This is a genomic window from Sorangium sp. So ce321 (assembly GCF_051530195.1).
In the GTDB taxonomy this organism is placed as follows: Bacteria; Myxococcota_A; Polyangia; order Polyangiales; family Polyangiaceae; genus Sorangium.
The window spans coordinates 10,303,913-10,323,349 of sequence record NZ_CP150329.1; the positions used below are offsets into that span (position 1 = coordinate 10,303,913).

Consider the following 19,437-nt stretch of genomic DNA (forward strand, 5'->3'; position numbering starts at 1 on the left):
TCGCCACGTCGGCGCGTCGCCGCCGGGAGCCTCTTGCTGCCGCCGCCGCGATCGCACCCCGCGAGCAGGCGCCGACGCGCGGTGCAAGGGAAATCCATGACGGGACCTCCCCTATTCCCGCCGGGACCGTGCGTTTCTGCCGTGAACCGCGGCCGAATGTAGTATCAATAAAAAACTACAGATCCACGCGTTCGAGCGGGATGAGAGGTGAAGGATGAAAGGACAGCTCATGATCACGAAGACCACGATGGCGATGTTCGGGCTCGCGGCGTCTGGCCTGCTCGCGGGGTGCACGGAGACGCTCGACTCGAAGCAGCTCCGCACCGGCGGGATCTCGGCGACCCTGGAGGCGACCGCCGAGAGCGAGTCGTCGACGAGCCTGAAGGCGACCCTCAAGGCCGGCGGCGACGAGAGCAACACGTACGTCATCCTGAGCTCGGGAGACCGGATCTCGGCGACGGCGGACGGCGAGGAGGTCGAGATGTCGGCCGAGAGCCAGGGGGTCTATCTGGCCCAGTTCGACGTCGGCGCGGGAGACACCGAGTTCAAGGTGCTGCTGGACCGCGCGGACGACGACGACGCGCCCAACAACGCCGGGACGCTCCCCGACCCGTTCGAGCTCGAGGCGCTGCCCAGGGAGCCGGTCCCGCGCGGCGAGGAGGTCACGATCGCGTGGGCGCCGAGCGGGTCGGGGGACGACATGGTGATCCGCGTGGACGGCGACTGCATCTTCTCGAAGACGTTCGATGTGGGGGGCGACCCGGGGACGTACACCATCAGCGCGGACGAGCTCGAAGCGACCAGCTCGCAGAAGCCCGAGAGCTGCGATGTGGATCTCGTGATCAGCCGCACGCGCAAGGGCACGACGGACAAGGCCCTGGATCCGGAGAGCTCGTTCGAGCTGAGCCAGGTCCGGGGAGGCCGCTTCACCTCGGCGCCCTGAGGCGCCCTCTCCAGACGGGGAGGGAAATCTTCAGATACTCCCTGTCTCCCCGCCTCCCTGTTCAATTTCCCCGCTGAAAAGGGCTGCAAATGAGGGGGATTCCTCGGCTGTTCACTCCCATGAGCCCTCGCCGCTTCAGCTGAACAGCGCGGCGTAGTCGTCCTCGCGAAAGCCGACCAGCACCTTGCTCCCCTTCACCAGCACGGGCCGCTTGACGAGCTTCCCGTCCGCGGTGAGCCACCGCGCGACCTCCTCGTCGCTCGCGGCGTCCACGCGCGCCTTACCGAGCGCGCGGTAGCTCTGCCCGCTCGTGTTCAGCCACCGGCGCACCGGGAGCCCGCTCGCCGGGATCCACCTGGCGAGCTCCTCGGCCGTCGGCGGCTCGTCGACGATGGGCCGCACCGCGACGTCGACGCCGCGCTCGCCGAGCCACTTCAGGGCTCTCTTGCAGGTGCTGCAGCCGGCATAGGACAGGATCTGAACCTTGCTCATGCCGGCCTTCTGCCCTCACCGCCGGGAGAGAGCAAGCCCGGCGATGGTGGGTCGTAGAGGGTCGGGGAGGTGAAGAAAGAATGAACCACAGAGGCACAGAGGGCACAGAGGGGGAGGGAGAAAATTCGATAATTTTTCTCTCCTCTGTGCCCTTTGTGCCTCTGTGGTTCAAATTCTCATCTTCACCTCGTCACGCGCCGTCCGGTCGGGCGTCTGGCAATCAGTAGGGGTATCCGGGAATGTTCATCTCCACCGCGTAGAGCGCGCCGCCCGCGGTGATGTAGAGGGTCTTCCGGTCAGGCCCCCCGAACGCGACGTTCGACGCCTTGCCCGTGCCCTGGATCGTGCCGAGCTTCTCGCCGCTCGGCGCGATGACCTCGACGCCGCCTTCCCACCCCACGTAGAGGTTGCCCGCGCAATCGACGCCCATGCCATCGGCGTCCACCAGGTCGGCGACGCGCTCCGGGGCGGGGCCGGCCGAGCCGTCGGCGTTCAGCGGGTACCGCCAAATCGGGCCGCCGAACTCGCCGGCGTAGAGCGCGCTGCCGTCGGGCGAGAGGGCGACGCCGTTCGGGCTGTCCATCGTGTCGATCACGCTGACGTCGCCGGACGGCGACACGCGGTACACCGCCATCGGCAGCTCCGAGCGGCCGCTGAGCTGGAAATCCGGATCGCTGAAATAGATGTTGCCGTCGCCCCGCACGACGACGTCGTTCGGCGAGTTGAAGCGCTTTCCCATGTAGCGTTCGGCCACCGTGCGCCGCGCCTTCGTGCCGAGATCGAACACCGAGACGCTCCGCGTGTCGTGGGTGCACGCGATCAGGTTGCCGTCGAGGTCAATGCCGAGCCCGTTCGACGAGCTGTCCTCGATAAACACCTCGAACGAGTCCGGCGGCGTGAACCTGTGTATCGTCGCCTTCGGGCCGTTGAGCGGCGGCGCGTTCTCGGCGGTGAGGTGGATCACCGAGAAGAAAAGCGCCCCCTCCTCCGCGACCCACACCGGCCCCTCGACATACTCGAACCCATCGCGCACCCGCTGCGGTCGACCCGCCGGCAGCGGATTCGTTGCATACGGGCCGCCCGGGCAGATCGACGCGCCCCCGCCGCCACCGCCTGCACCGCCGCCGCCGCCGCCGCTCCCGGCAGACCCGCTCGTCGCGACGCCGCTGCCGCCGCTCCCGGCGGCGCCGCTGCCGCCGCTCCCGACGGACCCACCCGTCGCGCCGCTCGCGCCCGTACTCCCGCTTACAACGGTCGCGCCCTCGGTGCCGGTAGAGCCGCCCGGACCGCCGCCCCCATCCGAAGAAGATGCAGGAGCCTCACCGCCGTCACCACAGCCGAGAGCGGCCGCAGAGCAGCCGAGGGCTGCCGCAGAGAGGATTCGCCATAGCAAGGGAGAAAAACAAGCTTTCATACGCAAAGACCTCCGTCCTGAAGCGAGCAAAGCGTAGTTTGACATGGATCGCCACCGCGTCGGGTCACCGCCCGCGGCGGACGAAATGCCGCGGCGCTTGACGGGCCGTCTGGTATACGTCCGCGGAAAGGAGCCGCCTCCGGCGGCAGCGCCCCTCGTGATCCGCCTCGATTCCATCAGCAAGCAGCACGGTAAGCAGATCCTCTTCCTCGAGGCGTCGGCGGCAGTGAACCGCGGCGAGAAGGTCGGCCTGGTGGGGCCGAACGGCTCGGGCAAGACCACGATCTTCCGCATGATCACCAAGGAGGAGGCGCCCGACGGCGGCCAGGTCGCGATCGACCGCGGCGTCACCATCGGGTACTTCAGCCAGGATGTCGGCGAGATGAAGGGCAGGAGCGCCGTGGCCGAGACCATGGACGGCGCCGGCCCGGTCTCCGTCGTCGCCGCCGAGCTCCGCGAGCTCGAGGCAGCGCTCGCCGACCCCGAGCGCATGGATGAAATGGAGGGCCTGATCGAGCGCTTCGGGCACGCGCAGGCCCGCTACGAGGAGCTCGGCGGCTACGCCCTCGACGCCAAGGCGCGCGAGATCCTCGCCGGCCTCGGCTTCAGCCAGGCCATGATGGACGGCGACGTGGGCGACCTCTCGGGCGGGTGGAAGATGCGCGTCGCCCTCGCGCGCATCCTCCTCATGAGGCCTGACGCGCTCCTGCTCGACGAGCCGACCAACCACCTCGACATCGAGTCGATCATCTGGCTCGAAGGGTACCTGAAGCAGTATCCGGGGGCCCTCGTCATGACCTCGCACGATCGCGAGTTCATGAACCGCATCGTCACCAAGATCATCGAGATCGACGGCGGCGAGCTCACCAGCTACTCGGGCGACTACGAGTTCTACGAGCAGCAGCGCGCCATCAACGAGCAGCAGGCCGAGGCGCAGTACGAGCGCCAGCAGGCGATGCTCGCGAAGGAGATGCGCTTCATCGAGCGCTTCAAGGCCCAGGCCGCCAAGGCGGCGCAGGTCCAGTCGCGCGTGAAGAAGCTCGAGAAGATCGACAAGGTCGAGCCGCCGAAGCGCAGGAGGACGATCCGCTTCGAGTTCAAGCCCGCCCCGCGCTCGGGCGACGACGTCGCGCGGCTCGAGCGGGTCAAGAAATCCTACGGCGGCCGCCCCATCTACGACGGGCTGGATCTCCTGATCCGCCGCCGCGAGCGCTGGTGCATCATGGGCGTGAACGGCGCCGGCAAGTCCACCCTCCTCAAGCTGATCGCGGGGGCGGCCGCGCCCGACGCCGGCGAGGTGAGCGTCGGCGCGAGCGTCAAGATGGGATATTTCGCGCAGCACGCGATGGAGCTCCTCGACCCGACCCGCTCGGTCTGGGAGTCCATCGTCGCGGCCTTCCCCCAGGCCTCGATCGGCTCGCTCCGCACCCTCGCCGGCGCGTTCGGCTTCTCCGGCGACGACATCGACAAGCCCTGTCGCATCCTCTCCGGCGGCGAGAAGGCCCGCCTCGTGCTCGCGATCATGCTCTACGACCCGCCGAACTTCCTCGTGCTCGACGAGCCGACCAACCACCTCGACATGGCGACCAAGGAGATGCTCGTCGGGGCGCTCGCCTCGTTCGAGGGGACCATGCTGTTCGTCTCGCACGATCGCCGCTTTCTCGCCGCGCTGTCCAACCGCGTCCTCGAGCTCTTGCCGGATGGGCCGCACGTCTACGGGGGCGGATATCTGGAGTACGTCGCCCAGAGCGGGCACGAGGCGCCAGGCCTCCGGAGCTGAAGCGCCTGTGTGGCGCGCGACACGCGGCAGCGCGAGCTCCGCCCGGGCTCGACTCACGTTGCTCACGTCGATCGCTTCGATGCAGCGCGCGGCGAGGTGAACACATGCTCAAGGTTTCGCGCTATCGTAGGGCCTCGCATGGATCTGCTCGGTAGACCGAACGAAGGGCGGCTCTCCGACTTCATCCGGCGCCACCGCGACGCGATCCTGGAGACGTGGAAGCAGCGGGTCCAGACGCTGAGCCCGGCGCGGCAGCTGTCCGATCCGATGCTCACCGACCACGTCCCGGGCGTCCTCGCCTACATCGCCGAGGTCACGGGCGAGGCGGGCGCCGGGGCCGAGGTCGACCGGAAGCTCCGGGGCATGCCCGGGTACCACGCGCTGAACCGGCTGGCCCACGGGTACGACCTCGCCGATGTGGTGAAGGAGTACGCGGCCCTCCGCGCCGTGATCCTGGAGCTCTGGGAGCGCGACGGCGGCGGCGACGAGGGGCACGAGCTGATCCGGCTGAACGGCGCCCTCGACGACGCGATCGCGGACGCGGTGACGCGCTACCAGGAGGCGCGCGTGCGCCTGCTGCAGGCGCTCGACCTCATCTCGGCGGCCGCCCTCGGCAGCACCGACCTGGACGCGTTCCTCACCGCGCTCATCCGCGCCACGCGGGAGGCGGCGGCGGCCGTGGACGTGGCGATGGTCCTGCTCGGGGACGGCGACGCCCTCGAGGTGCACGCGACAGCGGGCCTCGACGACGGGCCGCTGCTCGGCCCCCCGCTCGAGGCGACGCGGGAGTTCGCCCGCGCGGTCCTCGCGCTGCGCGGGCCCACGTCGCTCGACGCCGCGCTCCGGACGCTGCCCGCGACGGCGCGCGAGATCCGGTCGAGGGGGCTGCGCGCCGTCTACGGGGTGCCGCTGATCCACGACGGGCACCCCATCGGCGTCGCGATCCTCGGCTCCCGCAACGCCGAGGAGTTCTCCGAGGAGGACACGCTGATGCTCCGCACGATGACCAGCCGGGCGACCGGGATCATCGTGCAGGCGCAGCTCGTCGCGCGGGAGCGCGCCTCGCGGCACCAGGCGGACGACGCCCGCGCGCTGCTCGCGACAGTGGTCGAGCAGATGCCGGCGGGGCTCATCATCGGCGAGCGCGAGACGGGGCGCCTCCTCCTCACGAACCGGCAGGCCACCGAGATCTTCCGGCAGTCGTTCGAGGGCATCCAGAGCATCGACGGCTACATCGGCCGCGGCTTCCACGTGCAGTCCGGCAAGGCGTACGAGACGTGGGAGTGGCCGCTCTCGCGCACCGTCACGACCGGCGAGGTCGTGAACAACGAGGAGATCGACGTGCTGCGCGGCGACGGCACGTGGGGGCGGATCCTCGTGCGCTCGACGCCGGTGCGGGATCCGGACGGCCGCGTCTCGGCGGGCGTCGTGACCTTCTTCGACATCACCGAGCGGACGCGCGCCGAGCAGGCGCAGCGGTTCCTCGCGGCCGCCAGCGCGTCCCTGAGCGACAGCCTCGACTTCCAGGGCACGCTCGACCGGCTCGGGCGCATCACGGTCCCCGAGCTCGGGGACTGGTGCGTGATCCAGACGCTCCCGGAGGTCGAGGCGGCGCGGCGGGTCACGGTGACGCACGCGAGCCCGGAGACGATCAAGAAGGCGCGCGCGCTCCTCCGCGACGTCGATCCCCTGCCCGGGCTGTCGGCGCTGGTGGAGGACGTCCTCTGCAGCGAGCGCCCGGAGCTCATCCGGGACCTCTCCCACCCGCTGCTCGCCCCGCTCGCCGAGAACGCCGCCTTCCGCCGGCTCGTCCGCGAGCTCGGGATCACGTCGGCCATGCTGGTCCCGATGGTCGCGCGGGGCCGCACCTTCGGCTGCATCGCGCTGGCGACCGCGGAGTCCGGCCGGGTCTACGACGAGGCGGACCTCGCCGTCGCGCACGACCTGGCGCAGCGGGCCGCGCTCGCCGCGGACAACGCGCGGCTCTACGAGGCCGCGCAGCGCGCGATCGAGCTGCGGGACAACGTGCTCGCCACCGTGTCCCACGACCTCCGGAACCCCCTGAGCGCGATCATCACCGCGGCCGCCGTGATGACCAAGCGCGCGGCGGCGCGCGGGGGGGACCGGGGTGACACGAAGGCGCTCCAGGCGATCCAGCGCTCGGCGCACCGGATGGACCGGCTGATCCACGACCTGCTCGACTTCGCGAGCCTCCGCGCCGGCCGGCTCGAGCTGCGCCGGCAGCCGCAGGATCCGCGGGAGATCGGCCGGGAGGCCGTCGAGACGTTCGAGTCGCAGGCCCACGAGAAGGGGGTGCGCCTCGGCGCCGCGGCGGACGACGACGTGCCGATCATCGCGTGCGACCGCGACCGCGTGCTCCAGGTGCTCTCGAACCTCCTGAGCAACGCGCTCAAGGTGACCGGCGCCCAGGGGTCGGTCACGGTCCGGTGCGAGCGCCGGGAGGAGCACGTGGTGTTCTCGGTGTCGGACACGGGTCCGGGGATCCCGGAGGACGAGCTGCCCTACCTGTTCGAGCGGTTCTGGCGCGGCCAGCGGAACGGCTACAAGGGCACCGGGCTCGGTCTGGCCATCGCGCGGGAGCTCGTCGCCGCGCACGGCGGGACCATCAGCGTGGACAGCCGCGTGGGCGTGGGGACCACCTTCAGGTTCACGATCCCTGTCGGAGACGGCGAGGTCTGAGCCGAGGGCGGCGGGGGCGCGGCGCTGGCGAGGGCGTGGCGGGCGCAGCGCTGGCGCGGATGGCGAGCGCGGCGCTGGCGGAGGAGTGGACGATCGAGCACGCCGGCCCCAGAGGTCCACCGGAAGGAGGAACCATGGGAGACGAGAAGACGCAGGACCAGCTGGGAGCCGAGAAGCCCGAGCGCGAGGTCAGCGAGGCGAAGCAGCCTCACCCGCAGGCTGACGTCCCCGGCGTCCGCGGGGCGATCAAGTCGACCGGCGAGCGTGAGGACGCTCCCCCCGGCGAGGTCGAGACCTGGGGCAGCGAAGGCGGCGCCGGCAACTACGGGGGCGGGCCGGAGTATTCGGACACGAAGCTCCCGGCGGAGGAATCTGGCCGCAAGCCTGCGTAACTACAGCAATTTCTTCGACCGAAACGGAGCGCTGAGGCCCGCGGAGGGCCCCGGCCTCACGGCTGCTGCTGCTGCGTGGGCCTCGGCGCGCACCGCTGCATGTACGCGGGCTCGGGGCACCCCTCGTGGGTCAGGATCTCGCTGTCCTGGCACTTCACGAGCGCCGCCCGGATGTCGAGGCACTTCCCCGGCCCTGCCTCCACGCAGCGGTGCTCGGTGGTGGTCCCGTTCGCGCAGCCGTCGAGCTGCCCCTCGGGGCAGTTGAGGAGCGGCCCGGTCGAGCAGTCGTTCTCCCGTCTGGCGCCCGGCTCCTCCCTGGCGTCCGTCGTCGCCGCCGTCGTCCCCTGCGCCGCCTGCGGCTGGGTCGTGCAGGCGGTGCTCGCGGCGAGCGCGAGGGTCGTGAAGAAGAAGAACAGGCCCCGCCGGGGCGAGCTGCTGCGCGTGTTCATGCCGTCGTTACTCCGTGGGTGAGGTCCGGCCGGGAACCCGGAAGGCAGGTCGCCGCCCGGCGCGCCCGGCAGACTACTCCACGGAACGCCGTCTCCTCGACGCTTTCGCCTCCGCCCAGGAGGCCGCCGCGCGCGCCGCGAGCCCGGTCAGAACGCGCCGCCGCCGTGCGCGAGCAGCGCCCAGCTGTCCCCGCCCGTCTGGCTGGCCGCGCCGCGCACGCTCAGGTCGTCGAAGAACGCCGGGCGGAAGTTGAACCGGGCGCCCAGCTTGACGTTGCGCGTGACAAGCCGCTCCACCCCCGCGGTGAGCGGCACCGACAGCGCGAACGCGTCGCCGCCCTCGCCCGCCCAGCCCGTGTAGCCCACGCCCGCGACGACGAACGGCTGCACGATCGCCTCGTCGGCGCGCAGGACGTTGTAGCGCACCCCCGCGTCGAGCGAGGTCATCACGAGCGACCTCCCGAGCGTCGCGCGCTGGTTCACCGAGCCGGTGTAGTTGCCCTCGACGGCCAGGCGCCGCGACATGGTCCCGGTCACGCGCACGTTCCAGGTGGGCCCGACGCCCGCGGCGCCGCCCAGGTAGCCCAGCATGCCGAAGCCGCCCTCGACCGAGATCGAGGGCTCGGGGATGCGCCGGATGAGCGGCTGATCCGCCGGAGGGACGTTGCCCGCCGGCCGGCCCTGCTGATCCGTTCGCGCCCCGCCCTGCGCCTCCGCCGTGCCGGCGAGCGCCACCATGGCAGCGACGGCCAGGACCGCCGCCGCGAGTCGTCGCGTGCTCATCGCTGTTCTCCCCCCGTTGACCGGTTCCACGTTCGACGACCGCCTGGTGCACGCCGCAGGCCACCCGCGGCTGTGCAGCGCAGGTCCGGCGGCGCCTCCCCGCCCCGCGCGCCCGCGCCCGCACGACCGCGGCGCTCTCCGAAACCGCGCCGCGCCTCGCGCGTACTCCACCGCAGGGATACGGTGCAGCGCTCGAGCGAGCGCTCGCCGGCCCCGGCATCACGGTGGCCGCGGCATGGCCGGGGCCAGAGGAGATGTCGAGCGAGAGGTGGGAGACCGGGACGACCTCGATCGGCCTTCCCGTCCACCTGCCATCCTGTTCAATTGAGAGCAGCGCGCGGCCGGGAGCGGCGCGCATCCACTCGAGTCGAGAAGGTGAGGAGACCAGCGTGAAGATGATCTGGACAAGGACCCTGCTGCTCGGCGCGCTCGCGGCCGCCTGCCTGGGCGCCACCGCGTGCGAGGAAGAGAAGCCGCGCCTCGCCCCCGCCGCGACCGAGCTCAAGGCGCCGGAGGTGAAGGCGCCCGCCGCCGCGAGCTTCGCGATCGACAGGGCGAGCAGCAAGGTCGAGCTCGCGATGGATGCGCCGCGGGAGAAGATCCGCGGGCGGATCCAGGGCGCCGCCGCGGGGACGTTGCAGGTCGATCCCGCCGACGTCACGCGGACGACAGGCCTCATCACGGTCGACCTCTCCACGCTCGAGCTCTTCCAGACCGCCGTCGGCGACGACGGCAAGCCCGGCGAGGAGAAGAAGAGCGACCTGCAGAACGAGCACGCGCGCACCTGGCTCGAGATCTCGAAGGACACGCCGGACGCCGTCCGCGAGAAGAACGAGAAGGCGCAGTTCGCGATCCGGTCGATCTCGACCTCCGGCGAGAAGGACCTCACGAAGATGTCCGGCGCCGAGCGGACAGTGACCGTCACCGCGTCGGGCGATTTCCTGCTGCACCAGCGGCAGTCGCCGCGGACCGTGGAGCTCATCGCGACGTTCAGGTACGAGGGCGACAGGCTCGCCGGCCTGACCGTGAAGACCGCGAAGCCCTTCACGGTCGGCCTCGCCGAGCACGACGTCCGCCCGCGCGAGGCGTTCGGCAAGCTCGCCCAGAAGACGCTGGAGGTGCTGTCGCCCAAGGTGGCCAAGGAGGCGCTGGTGTCACTGGAGCTCTCGGCGACCGCCGGCCCCGCGGCCGCAGCCGCAGCGCCGGCCGAGGCGCCCGCGAACGGCGCGCGGTGAGCGCGCGCGCCTCCAGCCACCGAGCCGTTGCGGCGCCGCAGCGGGTCTGAGATGAAACGGGGCTCCGGACGCGGTCGCGAAACCGAGCCACGCCTCGCCCGTACCGGGCACAGGGACCGTCGAGACGAGAACCAGAGGAGCACACGATGCTGTCGAAGAAGAGCATTTACGAGACCCTCGCCGCGCTGAGCGCCGGTGCCATGGTGATGAGCGGCTGCGGCGCGGCGCAGGCGCCGGTCAACGCGACCGAGGTGCCCGCCGAGCAGCAGGAGACGGCCCCGGCCGCGCCCGCCGCGCCGACAGAGGCCACCTCGGGCGACGCCGCCGCGGGCGCGGACGTCCCCGCGACGCCGGCTCCGGCGCCCGCGCCGCCGACCGACGTGCAGTCCGCCGCGGCCACGCCGCAGGTCGCCCCCACGGCCACCCCCGCCCCCGGCGCGCCCGCGCCGCCCCCCACGGCCAAGCCCACCGCGAAGAAGCCGGCGGGCAAGAAGGCCGGCCACGCGGGCTGCGGCCAGGGCACCTGCGGCTGATCGCCGCCAGCCCCGCCCGCCCCATGCCCCCCACGACCGGCAGCGCGCTCACCGGCGTCGGCCTCGGGCTCCGCTGGGAGTTCCTCGACGAGGTGCTCGACCTGCTCGACGGCGGCGCGGCGCTGCCCGTCCCCTTCTTCGAGCTCTCCCCCGAGAACTACATGCGCCGCGGCGGGTACTTCCCCGCCGCGATCGAGCGCGTCCGGGAGCGCTGCGCGATCCTGACGCACGGGCTCACGCTGTCGGTGGGCGGGCTCGATCCGCTCGACGGCGGCTACCTGCGCGAGCTCGGGCATTTCCTCAGACGGCTCGATCCGCCCTTCCACAGCGACCACCTCTGCTTCTCCGGCGTCGACGGCAGGTTCCTCCACGACCTCCTGCCGCTGCCGCTCACCTCCGCGGCCGCCGCCCACGCCGCGGCCCGCATCCGGGAGGCGGAGGACCGGCTCGAGCGCCCGATGGCGATCGAGAACATCACGTACTACCTGGCCCCGGGCCGCGCCTCGCTCGACGAGGCCGACTTCCTCGCCGAGGTGCTCGAGCGCGCCGGCTGCGGGCTCCTGCTCGACGTGAACAACCTCTACGTGAACGCCCGGAATCACGGCGTCGATCCGGTCGCGCTGCTCGAGAAGATCCCGCCCGGGCGCGTCGTGGAGATGCACGTGGCGGGGCACGAGTGGCGCGACGACGCGGAGCTCCTCATCGACACGCACGGCGCGCCGGTGATCGAGCCCGTGCTCGACCTGCTCGCCCGCGCCGTCGCGCGGACCGGGCCGGTGCCCGTCGTGCTCGAGCGCGACAACGACGTGCCGCCGCTCGAGGCGCTGCTCGCCGAGCGCGCCGAGGTCGACGCGGCGTACCGGCGCGGGCTCGCCGCGCGGGAGGCGCGGGCGTGAGCGCGGCGCGGGAGGCGCGGGCATGAGCGCGGCGCGGGAGGCGCGGGCATGAGCGCGGCGCGCGAGACGGGCGAGACGCGCGAGGCGTCGAGCGCGCCGCCGCCGGAGCTCGCGGCGCTGCAGCGGGCGCTCCAGCGCAGCGTGAGCGAGCCGGACGGCGCGGCGATCGCGGCGGATCCGCGCGCGTGGCTCGCCGGCGCCGGGCTCGAGGGGGCGGACCTCGAGGCGATGGCCTCACTCCCGCCGGGGCGGCTGCTCCTCTACCGGAGCCTCATCCGCCGCGGGCTGACGAGCGCGATCCGCGCCGGGATCCCGCGGACGGCGGCGCGGCTCGGCGCGCGGTTCGAGGCGGACGTGGCGCGCTTCCTCGAGGTGGAGCTGCCCCGGTCGCGCTACCTCCGCGACGTCACCTTCGAGTTCGTGGGCTTCGCGGCGCCGCGCTGGGCCGAGGACCCGGAGGTGCCCGCGTACCTCGCGGATCTCGCGCGCCACGAGCTCGCCGCGTTCGCGGCGTCGTGCGCCGAGGCAGACGAGGACGAGGCCGGCGAGCCGGGCGCGCCGGGGGCGCGGGACGCAGCGGACGCGCGGGACGCAGCGGACGCGCGGGACGCGCCGGCCTCCCGCGAGGAGCTCTCGCTCGACCGGGGCGCGCGCTTCCAGCGGGCCGCGGCGCTCGTGCGCCACGAGCACGCGGTCCACAGGCTGGAAGGCGGCGAGTCGGCGCGCGACGTGCCAGCGCGCGAGCCGACGCGCCTGCTCGTGTACCGCGACGCCGGGCACGAGGTCCGCTTCCTGGAGCTCACGCCCCTCGCGGCCGAGATCCTCGGCCGCCTCCTCGCGGGCGCCGCGCTCCGGGACGCCGTGGTCGAGGGCTGCGCCGCGCTGGGACGCCCGGTCGACGGCCCGGTGCTGGAGAGCACCGCCGCCCTCCTGAGCGACCTCGCCGAGCGCGGGGCGCTCCTCGGCGCCGCCGCGCCGTGACGCTTGCCCCGCGGCGCTGGCCAGGGGTAACGCATGCTCGGAGGACGTCGACCGGCCGATGCAGCGCACACTCTCCTCGCTCGTCGCCGCGGCGCTCGTCGCTGCGGCGTCCCCCGCGCGCGCGTCCTCCGGGGAGCAGACGGCATCGCTGAGCTGGGTCCGGCTCGCTGGCGCCGAGGCGTGCGTCGGGGCGCGCGCTCTCGCGCAGGCGGTGGAGGCGCGCCTCGGGCGCGCGGCGCTCGTCTCGGCCGCCCGGGCCGACCTCACGATCGAGGGGCGGATCGAGCCGGGCGGCTCCGGCGGGTGGCGCGCGGTGATCGCGATCGCCGACGCGGAAGGCGCCGTGCTCGGGACGCGCGAGATCGCCACGGCGTCGCCGCGCTGCGGCGCGATCGACAGCGAGCTCGCCCTGGCGATCGCGCTCATGATCGACCCCAGCGCGAGGCTTCCCCCGAGCGCGCCGCCTGCTCTGGCCGCGCCGGCGCCGCCTCCGGCGCCCGCGTCCGCGCCCGTGCCACCGCCCGCGACCGCGCCGCCGCCGCCGCCGCCGCCGCAGGTCATCGTGCAGCGCATCCTGATCCCGGTCCCCCCGCCGGCACCTCCGCCGCCGGCGCCGTGGCGCGTCGAGGTCGGCGCCGGTCCGCTCTTCGGGCTCGGCCTCCTGCCCTCGCCCGGCGTCGCCGCCGTGATCCACGCGCGCCTCACGCCGCCCGGGTTCTGGGCGTTCGAGTTCGGCGGGGCGGTCTGGTTCCCGAACGAGGCGACCACCGGCGCCTCGTCGACGCGCTTCTCCTGGAGCGAGGGGTTCGTTTCCGCGTGCCCCGTCTCCGTCGGGAGCACCACGCGGCTCTCCGCGTGCGCGGGCGCCCGCCTCGGCGCGCTCCGCGTCAACGGCATCGGGTTCGGCGTCGACCGCACCGACGAGCGCCTGACCGCGGGCGTCACGCTCGACGTTCGCCTGGCCCGGCGGCTGTCCGGCCCGTTCACCGCCGGCGGCGGCCTCGGGCTGATCACGCCGCTCGTTCGTGACACCTTCTACTACATCGATGCCCAGGGCCGGGAGCGCGAGGTCTTCCAGATGGCGCCGCTCGCCGGGACGGCGGACGTCCTGCTCGGCGTCGATTTCCCCTGATTCCCCTGATCGACGCCCGGCATCGCTTTTCTTTCATAAAACGTCGCCCTCGCGACCATGAAGGGCTGGGGCTGGCTTTCCTTGCGCCCTGGCCTCTCGCGATGACCCTCGAGGAGATTTTCGAAGAGAACGCGGCCTACGTGTGGCGCGTGCTGCGAAGGCTCGGCGTCGGCGAGGCCGACGTCGAGGACGTCTGCCAGGAAGTCTTCCTCATCGTCCATCGGAAGCTCGACACCTTCGACGGCAGCTCGGCGCTGCGCACGTGGCTCTACGGCATCTGCCTGCGGCTCGCGTCGGAGTACCGGCGGCGGCCGCACCGGAGGCGTGAAGAGGTGGCCGACACCGTTCCCGAGCAGGTGATGGCGGCGCCGCAGGACGAGACCCTCGATCGCCGTCGCGCGCTCGATCGGCTCGACGCGGCGCTCGATCAGCTCGACGACGACAAGCGCGCGGTGTTCGTCCTGCACGAGATCGAGCAGATGCCGATGGCGGAGATCGCGAAGGCGGCGGGGTGCCCGCTGCAGACGGCGTACTCGCGGCTGCGCGCGGCGCGGGCGCAGATCGAGGCGGCGATGCGCCGGCACGAGCTCGGCGCGCCGCGGGCCGGGGCCGCGCGGCTGCCGGAGAGGAGCAGCGCATGAGCGGCGATCCTCGCAAGCTGCTCGGCTCGAATGGCGGCCCGGACGTGCTCCGCATGGCCCTCGAAGCGGCCCGGCGCGACGCGCCGGACAAGGCACAGCTCGCGCGGCTCGCGGCGCGGCTGCCGCTCCACCTTCCGGGCGGACCGGGAGGCGGCAAGGACCTCGACGGCCCGGCGGACGGCAGCGCGCCGGCGACCGGCGGTGGCGCGGGCGCGCCGGCGACCGGCGGTGGCGCGGGCGCGCCGGCCACGCTCGCTCAGGCAGGGATCGCCGCGACGGGGGCTGGCGCGCCGCCGTCGGTGCTCTCCGGCCTGGCGGTCGGCGCGGCGCTGGGCGTCGTCCTCGTCGGGGCGGTGTGGCTCATGCCGTCGCGCTCGCAGCCGCCGCCCCCCGCGCCGATGGGGGCCGCGGTCGTCGCGCCCGCAACGCCGGCGGGGGCCGCTGCAGCGCCAGCGCCTGCCGCAGAGGCGCCGCAGTTGCCCGCGGAGGCGACCCCTGCGGCGGCGCCGCCCCGCGCGCCTGCTCCGGAACCAGCGAGCGCGCCGCTGCCCGCGCGCGCGTCCACCTCGACGACCGGCGCTCCGGCGGCGGGCGGCTCGGCGCGGCCGGCGCTGCACGACGCGGAGACGGAGCTCGGCCTGCTGCAGCGCGCGCAGGAGGCGCTCGCGGCGCGCCCTGCGGAGGCGCTCGCGCTCGCCGACGCCCACCTCGGGCGCTTCCCGGGCGGTGCGCTCGCCCAGGAGCGCGAGGTGATCGCGGTCGGCGCCCTGAAGGCGCTCGGCCGCGGCGGCGAGGCGCTCGCCCGCGCGAACCGGTTCATCGCGGAGCACCCGAGCTCCGCCTACCGCCGCAGGCTCGAGATCCTCGTCCCGGAGCTGAGAGGCGAGCAGCGCTGACAGGAGGCAGCGGGCCGCGCTCGTCCTTCTCGCTGCCGCTGCCTCGCGCGGCTCGGCCGCCTCCGCATCGAGCAGAGCCACCGTCGCACCCGGACGAGAGATCGATCGGGAGATCATAGAAACATACGATTGACGCCATTCATGGAGTGACGACGGGCTGCGCTTACAAGCCCGGGGAGATATGAATGCGACGTCTCGTGAACACATCCATCTTCTTGTTCTTCGGGCTCATGATGTTCCAGACCTCCGGCGCCGGCTGCACCGCCCGGGTGCAGGTCGGCGATGACAGCGGCAGCGACGGTCAAGAGGTCGAGCCCGATGGCGCCGCCGGAGGGGTCGAGTCGTCCGCCGGCCCCGGGCTCTACGATGCCTTCTGCGATGCCCTGGCCGCTTGCGAGGCGGAACCCGGCTCCTCGTACGACACGGCCGCCTGCAAGGCCAGCGCCCAGTGCGACTCGATGCTGCTCCATCACCCCGGAGGGCCGCTGTTCGATTGCCTCGCGGACTCCTGCTCGCCGCCCCTGTGCCTCACCACCGTCTACCTCGACTACTCGGACCATTCTACCGTGGAGCACACCGAAGCCGCCAAAGAGTTCGAGGAGCGCTGCGGGAAGGGCTGCCCCGTCTTCGAGGACTTCTGCATGGCGGGGGCGCTCTTCACGGACGAGGCGCTCGAGACGATGACCAAGTGCTTCGATCTGGCGAGCTGTGAAGAGGTGAAGAGCTGCGCGCTCGAGACGTATGCCCCCTGCACGGCGTGGGTGTACCAGGTCTTCCCATGACGGGGCCAACGGCGAAATCCTGCTGCTCGCGGCGCGGCGCGACGCGCGCGGGCGCTGGTGGCGTTCTGCGCGACGTGCCTGCCGTGGCGAGCTGGTCGATGCTTGCGCACCGATGGTTGCGGGTGACGTTGTCGTGGAGCTGCGTCCAGACCTGTTCGATGCGGTTGTACTTGGGCGCGTACGGCGGCAGGAAGTGCAGCACAAGCTTGCCCCCGGTCGGCTCGACGAACGCCCGGGTCTTCTTGCTCGTGTGGATGTCGAAGTTGTCGACGATGACGTGCGGCCGTCGATAGCGCCGGTAGCGGCGCAGCAGCGCGGCCAGCGCAGCGATGAACAAGTCGCTGCTCTTGCGCGTGCCGAACGCCCACGTCAGCTTGCCCGAGCCGATCCCGAACGGCCGTCGCGGCCCCGAACGCCCGGGCAAACGTCGGGCAGGCATGTCGCCGTCGCGAGGTGCTCATGGATCCGGACGACCTGCGCGCGGCCGACGATGGACCGAGCGCGACGGCTCCCCTGGCCCCTGGCGCGCCGCGCTGCGCGCCGCGCGCGGAAGGTGTATACCGGCGGAGCTGTCATGGACGAGCCCGCCATCAATGCAGCCATGGACCGGTACGCGTGCGGCGACGCGCGCGCGTTCCCGGAGCTGCACCGCGCGCTCTCATCGCGCCTGCTCGCGTACCTCACCCGCATGTGCGGCTCCGCGACGCTCGCGGGCGATCTGACGCAGGAGACGTTCCTGCGGATGCACCGCGCCCGCGCCACCTTCGCCCGCGGCGGCGCCGTCGCGCCGTGGGCCTACGCCATCGCCCGCAACGTCTACGTCGACCACGCGCGCGCCCAGAAGCACCGCGGCACCGAGCGCCTCCCGAGCGATCCGGGCGCGGAGCCGCCGGACGCGCGCGGGGCCGACGGCGAGGCGGTCGCGCTCGCCTCCGAGACGGCGCGGGCGGTCGAGCGGGTGCTCGCGAGCCTCCCGGCGTCGCAGCGCGAGGCGTTCATCCTGCTCCGGTACGAGGGGCTGAGCGTGCAGGACGCCGCCGCCATCCTGGGGACGACCGCGACCGCGGTGAAGCTGCGCGCGTTCCGCGCCTACGAGGCGCTGCGGGCCGAGCTCGAGGAGCGGAGGTCGCGGCCGCACGACGAGAGATCCGGAGAAAAGACCGGGGGAATCGCCGCGGAGACGGCCGCGGGAAAGCGCGCGGCCGCGAAGCCGGAGCGGAGCGGCCGCCGCGGCAAGGAGCAGGGAGGCGTCCGAGGAGATACCGATGACGGATGAGCGCGACTTGCTGAAACGGCTCGAGGACATCCCGGATCCCGCGGCCCACGTCGCGACCCGCCTCGCCGCCCGCCCGCCGGCCCTGGTCGAGGCGCCGGCCGAGCCGTCGCTGACGCGCCCTGCGCGCGAGCGCCGCGGCCTCCTCGCGATCATGGGCGGGCTCGCCTGGATCCTGCTCTTCAGCTGGATCGAAGGCTTCCGCGACGATCTCGGGTCTCCCCGGGTCATCGTCCCGCTCGCCGTCGCGGCGGTGCTCTCCGGCCTCGGCCTGCTGCTCGCGCTGAGGCGGCGCGCGCGGGGCCTGCCGGCCGGCGTGAGGGCGCTCCAGGCGCTCGTCGTCGCGGTGCCGGTCGGGTTCCTGGCCGCGGCCGTCGTGAGGTCGCGCGTCGCCGACCCGCCGGTGCCTCTGGAGCTGCACATCCGGTGCATCGCGAGCGCACTCGCCACGGCGCTCCCGCCGTTCGCGCTGGCGGCGCTCGTGCTGCGCCGCTCGTTCCTCTCGGCGCCGGCGTGGCGCGGCGCCTCGATCGGGGCCCTGTGCGGCCTCGGCGTGGCCGTCGGCCTCGAGACGCACTGCGCGCTCGACGATCTCCTCCACGTCACCTTCGCTCACGGCTTCCCGATCGCGGCCGGCGCGCTCCTCGGCGCCGCCGCCGGGGCGCTGCACGGGCGCGCCTGATCGCCGCGCACGCCCGACGCCGGTGGCGCGGCGGCGAGCGCCGTGGCGCTTGCCCGGCGGCGCTCGCCGGGGGTAACGCTTGGCGTAGAGGAAGTCGATCGATGCAGCGCACACTCTTCTGGCTGGCGGCCGGCCTGTGGCTCGGATGCGGCAGCTCCGGCGGCGGGACCGCGAGGGACGGCACCTCATCGGGGATCACCAGCGGCGGCGGTGGCAGCATGAGCCAGGGCAACGGCACGGGCGGCAACGGCACAGGCAGCAGCGGCACGGGCGGCAGCGGCGCGGGCGCGAGCAGCGCGAGCGGCGCGAGCAGCGGCGGAGCGGGGGGCGGCGCGCCGCAGCCCGCGGGCGCGCCCCTCGTGTATGTGGGCGGCCATGAAGGGATTTTCGTGTTCCGCCTGGACGAGGCCGACGGGGCGCTCTCCCCGGTGCAGGGCCCGCTCGACGCCGAGATGAACCCGACCTTCCTCGCCATCGACCCCGCGCGCGGGCGCCTCTTCGCGGTGAACGAGCTCGGCGAGGTCGACGGGGAGCTGTCGGGGGCGGTCAGCGCGTTCCAGATCCGCCCGGAGGACGGGACGCTCGCGTTCATCAACAGGGCGTCCTCGAAGGGCCAGGGCCCTGCCCACCTCGCCACGGATCGCTCGGGGCGCTTCGTCCTCGTCGCCAACTACGGCGGCGGCACGGCGGCGGTGCTCCCCGTCGGCCAGGACGGCGCGCTCGGGCAGGCGGTCGACGAGGCATCCTTCGGGCGCCGGTCGAGGTCGCACCACGCGGTGACCGACCCGGCGAACCGCTTCGCCTTCGTCACCAACCTCGGGCTCAACACGATCGCCCAGCTCACCTTCGACGCGGCCACCGGCCGGATGGAGCCGAGCGACCCGCCGACGCTCGCCCTGCCCGCGGGCACGACCCCCCGGCACCTCGACTTCCACCCGAGCGGCCGGTTCGCGTACGTGATCAACGAGAGCTCGGGCTCGATCACCACCATGAGCTACGATCCGGAGCGCGGGACGCTCTCCGCCGTGGCCACCGTCTCGACGCTGCCGGACGGCGTGAGCGCCGAGGAGAACGCCTGCGCCGAGGTCCAGGTCGCCCCGTCGGGCAAGTTCGTCTACGGGTCGAACCGCGGCCACGACAGCATCGCCATCTTCGCCGTCGCTCCTGACGGCGGCACGCTCAGCCCCGTGGGCCACGCGCCGACGCAGGGAAAGACGCCGCGCCACTTCCAGATCTCGCCCACGGGCAAGCTGCTGCTCGTCGCGAACCAGGACTCGAACAACATCGTCGCGTTCCGCGTGGACGAGGCGACGGGCGCCCTCGAGCCGACCGGCCGCGTCACCGAGGTCCCGGCGCCGACCTATGTCGGGATCGTGGCCCCGCCGGCGCGGTGACGAGGCGCCCTCCCCCGGGACCCTGCCGGCCTCACGTGC

The 19,437-nt window shown here is 73.1% G+C and carries 19 protein-coding genes and 1 pseudogene; 15 read left to right on the forward strand and 5 right to left on the reverse strand.

The window, feature by feature from the left end; genetic code table 11:
- Positions 1-229 precede the first annotated feature (229 nt).
- On the forward strand, positions 230-943 hold the full coding sequence (locus WME89_RS38030) for a hypothetical protein (RefSeq protein WP_437660038.1): 714 nt from the start codon (positions 230-232) through the stop codon (positions 941-943).
- A gap of 135 nt (positions 944-1,078) precedes the next feature.
- Here WME89_RS38030 and WME89_RS38035 read toward each other — a convergent pair whose 3' ends face one another.
- Together WME89_RS38035 and WME89_RS38040 are read right to left on the reverse strand one after the other, a co-directional pair.
- The gene (locus WME89_RS38035; RefSeq protein ID WP_438004501.1) at positions 1,079-1,435 is read right to left on the reverse strand and encodes an arsenate reductase family protein; all 357 of its coding nucleotides are present in this window, start codon (positions 1,433-1,435) and stop codon (positions 1,079-1,081) included.
- A 220-nt stretch (positions 1,436-1,655) separates the two neighbouring features.
- Entirely contained in the window at positions 1,656-2,468 is an 813-nt protein-coding gene (locus WME89_RS38040; RefSeq protein ID WP_438004502.1) for an SMP-30/gluconolactonase/LRE family protein, read from the reverse strand.
- A gap of 538 nt (positions 2,469-3,006) precedes the next feature.
- Between WME89_RS38040 and WME89_RS38045 the strand changes: the two genes are divergently transcribed.
- The 3 genes from WME89_RS38045 to WME89_RS38055 all read left to right on the forward strand — a co-directional run bounded on the left by WME89_RS38045 (position 3,007) and on the right by WME89_RS38055 (position 7,721).
- Positions 3,007-4,629 carry an ABC-F family ATP-binding cassette domain-containing protein gene (locus tag WME89_RS38045; protein ID WP_438004503.1) on the forward strand — a complete coding sequence of 541 codons (1,623 nt, stop codon included), beginning with the start codon at positions 3,007-3,009 and terminating at the stop codon, positions 4,627-4,629.
- Between the two features lie 138 nt (positions 4,630-4,767).
- Entirely contained in the window at positions 4,768-7,329 is a 2,562-nt protein-coding gene (locus tag WME89_RS38050; protein ID WP_438004504.1) for an ATP-binding protein, read from the forward strand.
- A gap of 134 nt (positions 7,330-7,463) precedes the next feature.
- Positions 7,464-7,721 carry a hypothetical protein gene (locus tag WME89_RS38055; protein WP_438004505.1) on the forward strand — a complete coding sequence of 86 codons (258 nt, stop codon included), beginning with the start codon at positions 7,464-7,466 and terminating at the stop codon, positions 7,719-7,721.
- 56 nt (positions 7,722-7,777) lie between these two features.
- On the opposite strand, the gene WME89_RS38060 is transcribed toward WME89_RS38055, so the two are convergent.
- Both WME89_RS38060 and WME89_RS38065 read right to left on the reverse strand, forming a co-directional pair.
- The gene (locus tag WME89_RS38060) at positions 7,778-8,170 is read right to left on the reverse strand and encodes a hypothetical protein (protein ID WP_438004506.1); all 393 of its coding nucleotides are present in this window, start codon (positions 8,168-8,170) and stop codon (positions 7,778-7,780) included.
- A gap of 147 nt (positions 8,171-8,317) precedes the next feature.
- Entirely contained in the window at positions 8,318-8,953 is a 636-nt protein-coding gene (locus WME89_RS38065) for a hypothetical protein (protein WP_438004507.1), read from the reverse strand.
- Positions 8,954-9,348: 395 nt separating this feature from the next.
- Between WME89_RS38065 and WME89_RS38070 the strand changes: the two genes are divergently transcribed.
- From WME89_RS38070 to WME89_RS38105, 8 genes are all read left to right on the forward strand, one after another.
- On the forward strand, positions 9,349-10,188 hold the full coding sequence (locus tag WME89_RS38070) for a hypothetical protein (RefSeq protein ID WP_438012024.1): 840 nt from the start codon (positions 9,349-9,351) through the stop codon (positions 10,186-10,188).
- Positions 10,189-10,334: 146 nt separating this feature from the next.
- A complete protein-coding gene (locus WME89_RS38075; protein WP_438004508.1) occupies positions 10,335-10,721 on the forward strand; it encodes a hypothetical protein in 387 nt (128 codons plus the stop codon).
- Between the two features lie 23 nt (positions 10,722-10,744).
- Entirely contained in the window at positions 10,745-11,617 is an 873-nt protein-coding gene (locus WME89_RS38080; RefSeq protein ID WP_438004509.1) for a DUF692 domain-containing protein, read from the forward strand.
- Between the two features lie 48 nt (positions 11,618-11,665).
- Positions 11,666-12,598: an HvfC family peptide modification chaperone gene (locus WME89_RS38085; protein ID WP_438004510.1), complete on the forward strand. Its 933-nt coding sequence runs from the start codon at positions 11,666-11,668 to the stop codon at positions 12,596-12,598.
- Positions 12,599-12,656: 58 nt separating this feature from the next.
- A complete protein-coding gene (locus tag WME89_RS38090; protein WP_438004511.1) occupies positions 12,657-13,730 on the forward strand; it encodes a hypothetical protein in 1,074 nt (357 codons plus the stop codon).
- Positions 13,731-13,831: 101 nt separating this feature from the next.
- The gene (locus WME89_RS38095; protein ID WP_438004512.1) at positions 13,832-14,371 is read left to right on the forward strand and encodes an RNA polymerase sigma factor; all 540 of its coding nucleotides are present in this window, start codon (positions 13,832-13,834) and stop codon (positions 14,369-14,371) included.
- Positions 14,368-15,267: a hypothetical protein gene (locus WME89_RS38100; RefSeq protein WP_438004513.1), complete on the forward strand. Its 900-nt coding sequence runs from the start codon at positions 14,368-14,370 to the stop codon at positions 15,265-15,267. Before WME89_RS38095 ends, WME89_RS38100 begins: the two co-directional genes overlap by 4 nt.
- Before the next feature lie 197 nt (positions 15,268-15,464).
- Entirely contained in the window at positions 15,465-16,049 is a 585-nt protein-coding gene (locus tag WME89_RS38105; RefSeq protein WP_438004514.1) for a hypothetical protein, read from the forward strand.
- A gap of 100 nt (positions 16,050-16,149) precedes the next feature.
- Here the strand turns inward: WME89_RS38105 and WME89_RS38110 are convergent.
- Positions 16,150-16,488, reverse strand: a pseudogene (locus WME89_RS38110) (transposase); the annotation flags it as partial.
- Positions 16,489-16,623: 135 nt separating this feature from the next.
- Here WME89_RS38110 and WME89_RS38115 point away from each other — a divergent pair.
- The 3 genes from WME89_RS38115 (at position 16,624) to WME89_RS38125 (ending at position 19,398) form a co-directional block, all read left to right on the forward strand.
- Complete coding sequence (locus WME89_RS38115) at positions 16,624-17,325, forward strand: RNA polymerase sigma factor (protein ID WP_438004515.1); 702 nt, start codon at positions 16,624-16,626, stop codon at positions 17,323-17,325.
- A complete protein-coding gene (locus tag WME89_RS38120; RefSeq protein ID WP_438004516.1) occupies positions 17,315-18,004 on the forward strand; it encodes an NrsF family protein in 690 nt (229 codons plus the stop codon). Before WME89_RS38115 ends, WME89_RS38120 begins: the two co-directional genes overlap by 11 nt.
- Before the next feature lie 101 nt (positions 18,005-18,105).
- The gene (locus WME89_RS38125) at positions 18,106-19,398 is read left to right on the forward strand and encodes a lactonase family protein (protein ID WP_438004517.1); all 1,293 of its coding nucleotides are present in this window, start codon (positions 18,106-18,108) and stop codon (positions 19,396-19,398) included.
- The last annotated feature ends 39 nt before the right edge of the window (positions 19,399-19,437 follow it).

What these genes read in the sequence shown, in the direction of transcription:
- WME89_RS38090 (WP_438004511.1), top strand. Translation starts at nt 12,657, where the DNA reads ATGCAGCGCACACTCTCCTCGCTCGTCGCCGCGGCGCTCGTCGCTGCG.
- WME89_RS38100 (WP_438004513.1), top strand. Translation starts at nt 14,368, where the DNA reads ATGAGCGGCGATCCTCGCAAGCTGCTCGGCTCGAATGGCGGCCCGGAC.
- WME89_RS38055 (WP_438004505.1), top strand. Translation starts at nt 7,464, where the DNA reads ATGGGAGACGAGAAGACGCAGGACCAGCTGGGAGCCGAGAAGCCCGAG.
- WME89_RS38075 (WP_438004508.1), top strand. Translation starts at nt 10,335, where the DNA reads ATGCTGTCGAAGAAGAGCATTTACGAGACCCTCGCCGCGCTGAGCGCC.
- WME89_RS38095 (WP_438004512.1), top strand. Translation starts at nt 13,832, where the DNA reads ATGACCCTCGAGGAGATTTTCGAAGAGAACGCGGCCTACGTGTGGCGC.
- WME89_RS38060 (WP_438004506.1), bottom strand. Translation starts at nt 8,170, where the DNA reads ATGAACACGCGCAGCAGCTCGCCCCGGCGGGGCCTGTTCTTCTTCTTC.
- WME89_RS38050 (WP_438004504.1), top strand. Translation starts at nt 4,768, where the DNA reads ATGGATCTGCTCGGTAGACCGAACGAAGGGCGGCTCTCCGACTTCATC.
- WME89_RS38125 (WP_438004517.1), top strand. Translation starts at nt 18,106, where the DNA reads ATGCAGCGCACACTCTTCTGGCTGGCGGCCGGCCTGTGGCTCGGATGC.
- WME89_RS38120 (WP_438004516.1), top strand. Translation starts at nt 17,315, where the DNA reads ATGACGGATGAGCGCGACTTGCTGAAACGGCTCGAGGACATCCCGGAT.
- WME89_RS38035 (WP_438004501.1), bottom strand. Translation starts at nt 1,435, where the DNA reads ATGAGCAAGGTTCAGATCCTGTCCTATGCCGGCTGCAGCACCTGCAAG.
- WME89_RS38070 (WP_438012024.1), top strand. Translation starts at nt 9,349, where the DNA reads ATGATCTGGACAAGGACCCTGCTGCTCGGCGCGCTCGCGGCCGCCTGC.
- WME89_RS38085 (WP_438004510.1), top strand. Translation starts at nt 11,666, where the DNA reads ATGAGCGCGGCGCGCGAGACGGGCGAGACGCGCGAGGCGTCGAGCGCG.
- WME89_RS38065 (WP_438004507.1), bottom strand. Translation starts at nt 8,953, where the DNA reads ATGAGCACGCGACGACTCGCGGCGGCGGTCCTGGCCGTCGCTGCCATG.
- WME89_RS38030 (WP_437660038.1), top strand. Translation starts at nt 230, where the DNA reads ATGATCACGAAGACCACGATGGCGATGTTCGGGCTCGCGGCGTCTGGC.
- WME89_RS38115 (WP_438004515.1), top strand. Translation starts at nt 16,624, where the DNA reads ATGGACGAGCCCGCCATCAATGCAGCCATGGACCGGTACGCGTGCGGC.
- WME89_RS38080 (WP_438004509.1), top strand. Translation starts at nt 10,745, where the DNA reads ATGCCCCCCACGACCGGCAGCGCGCTCACCGGCGTCGGCCTCGGGCTC.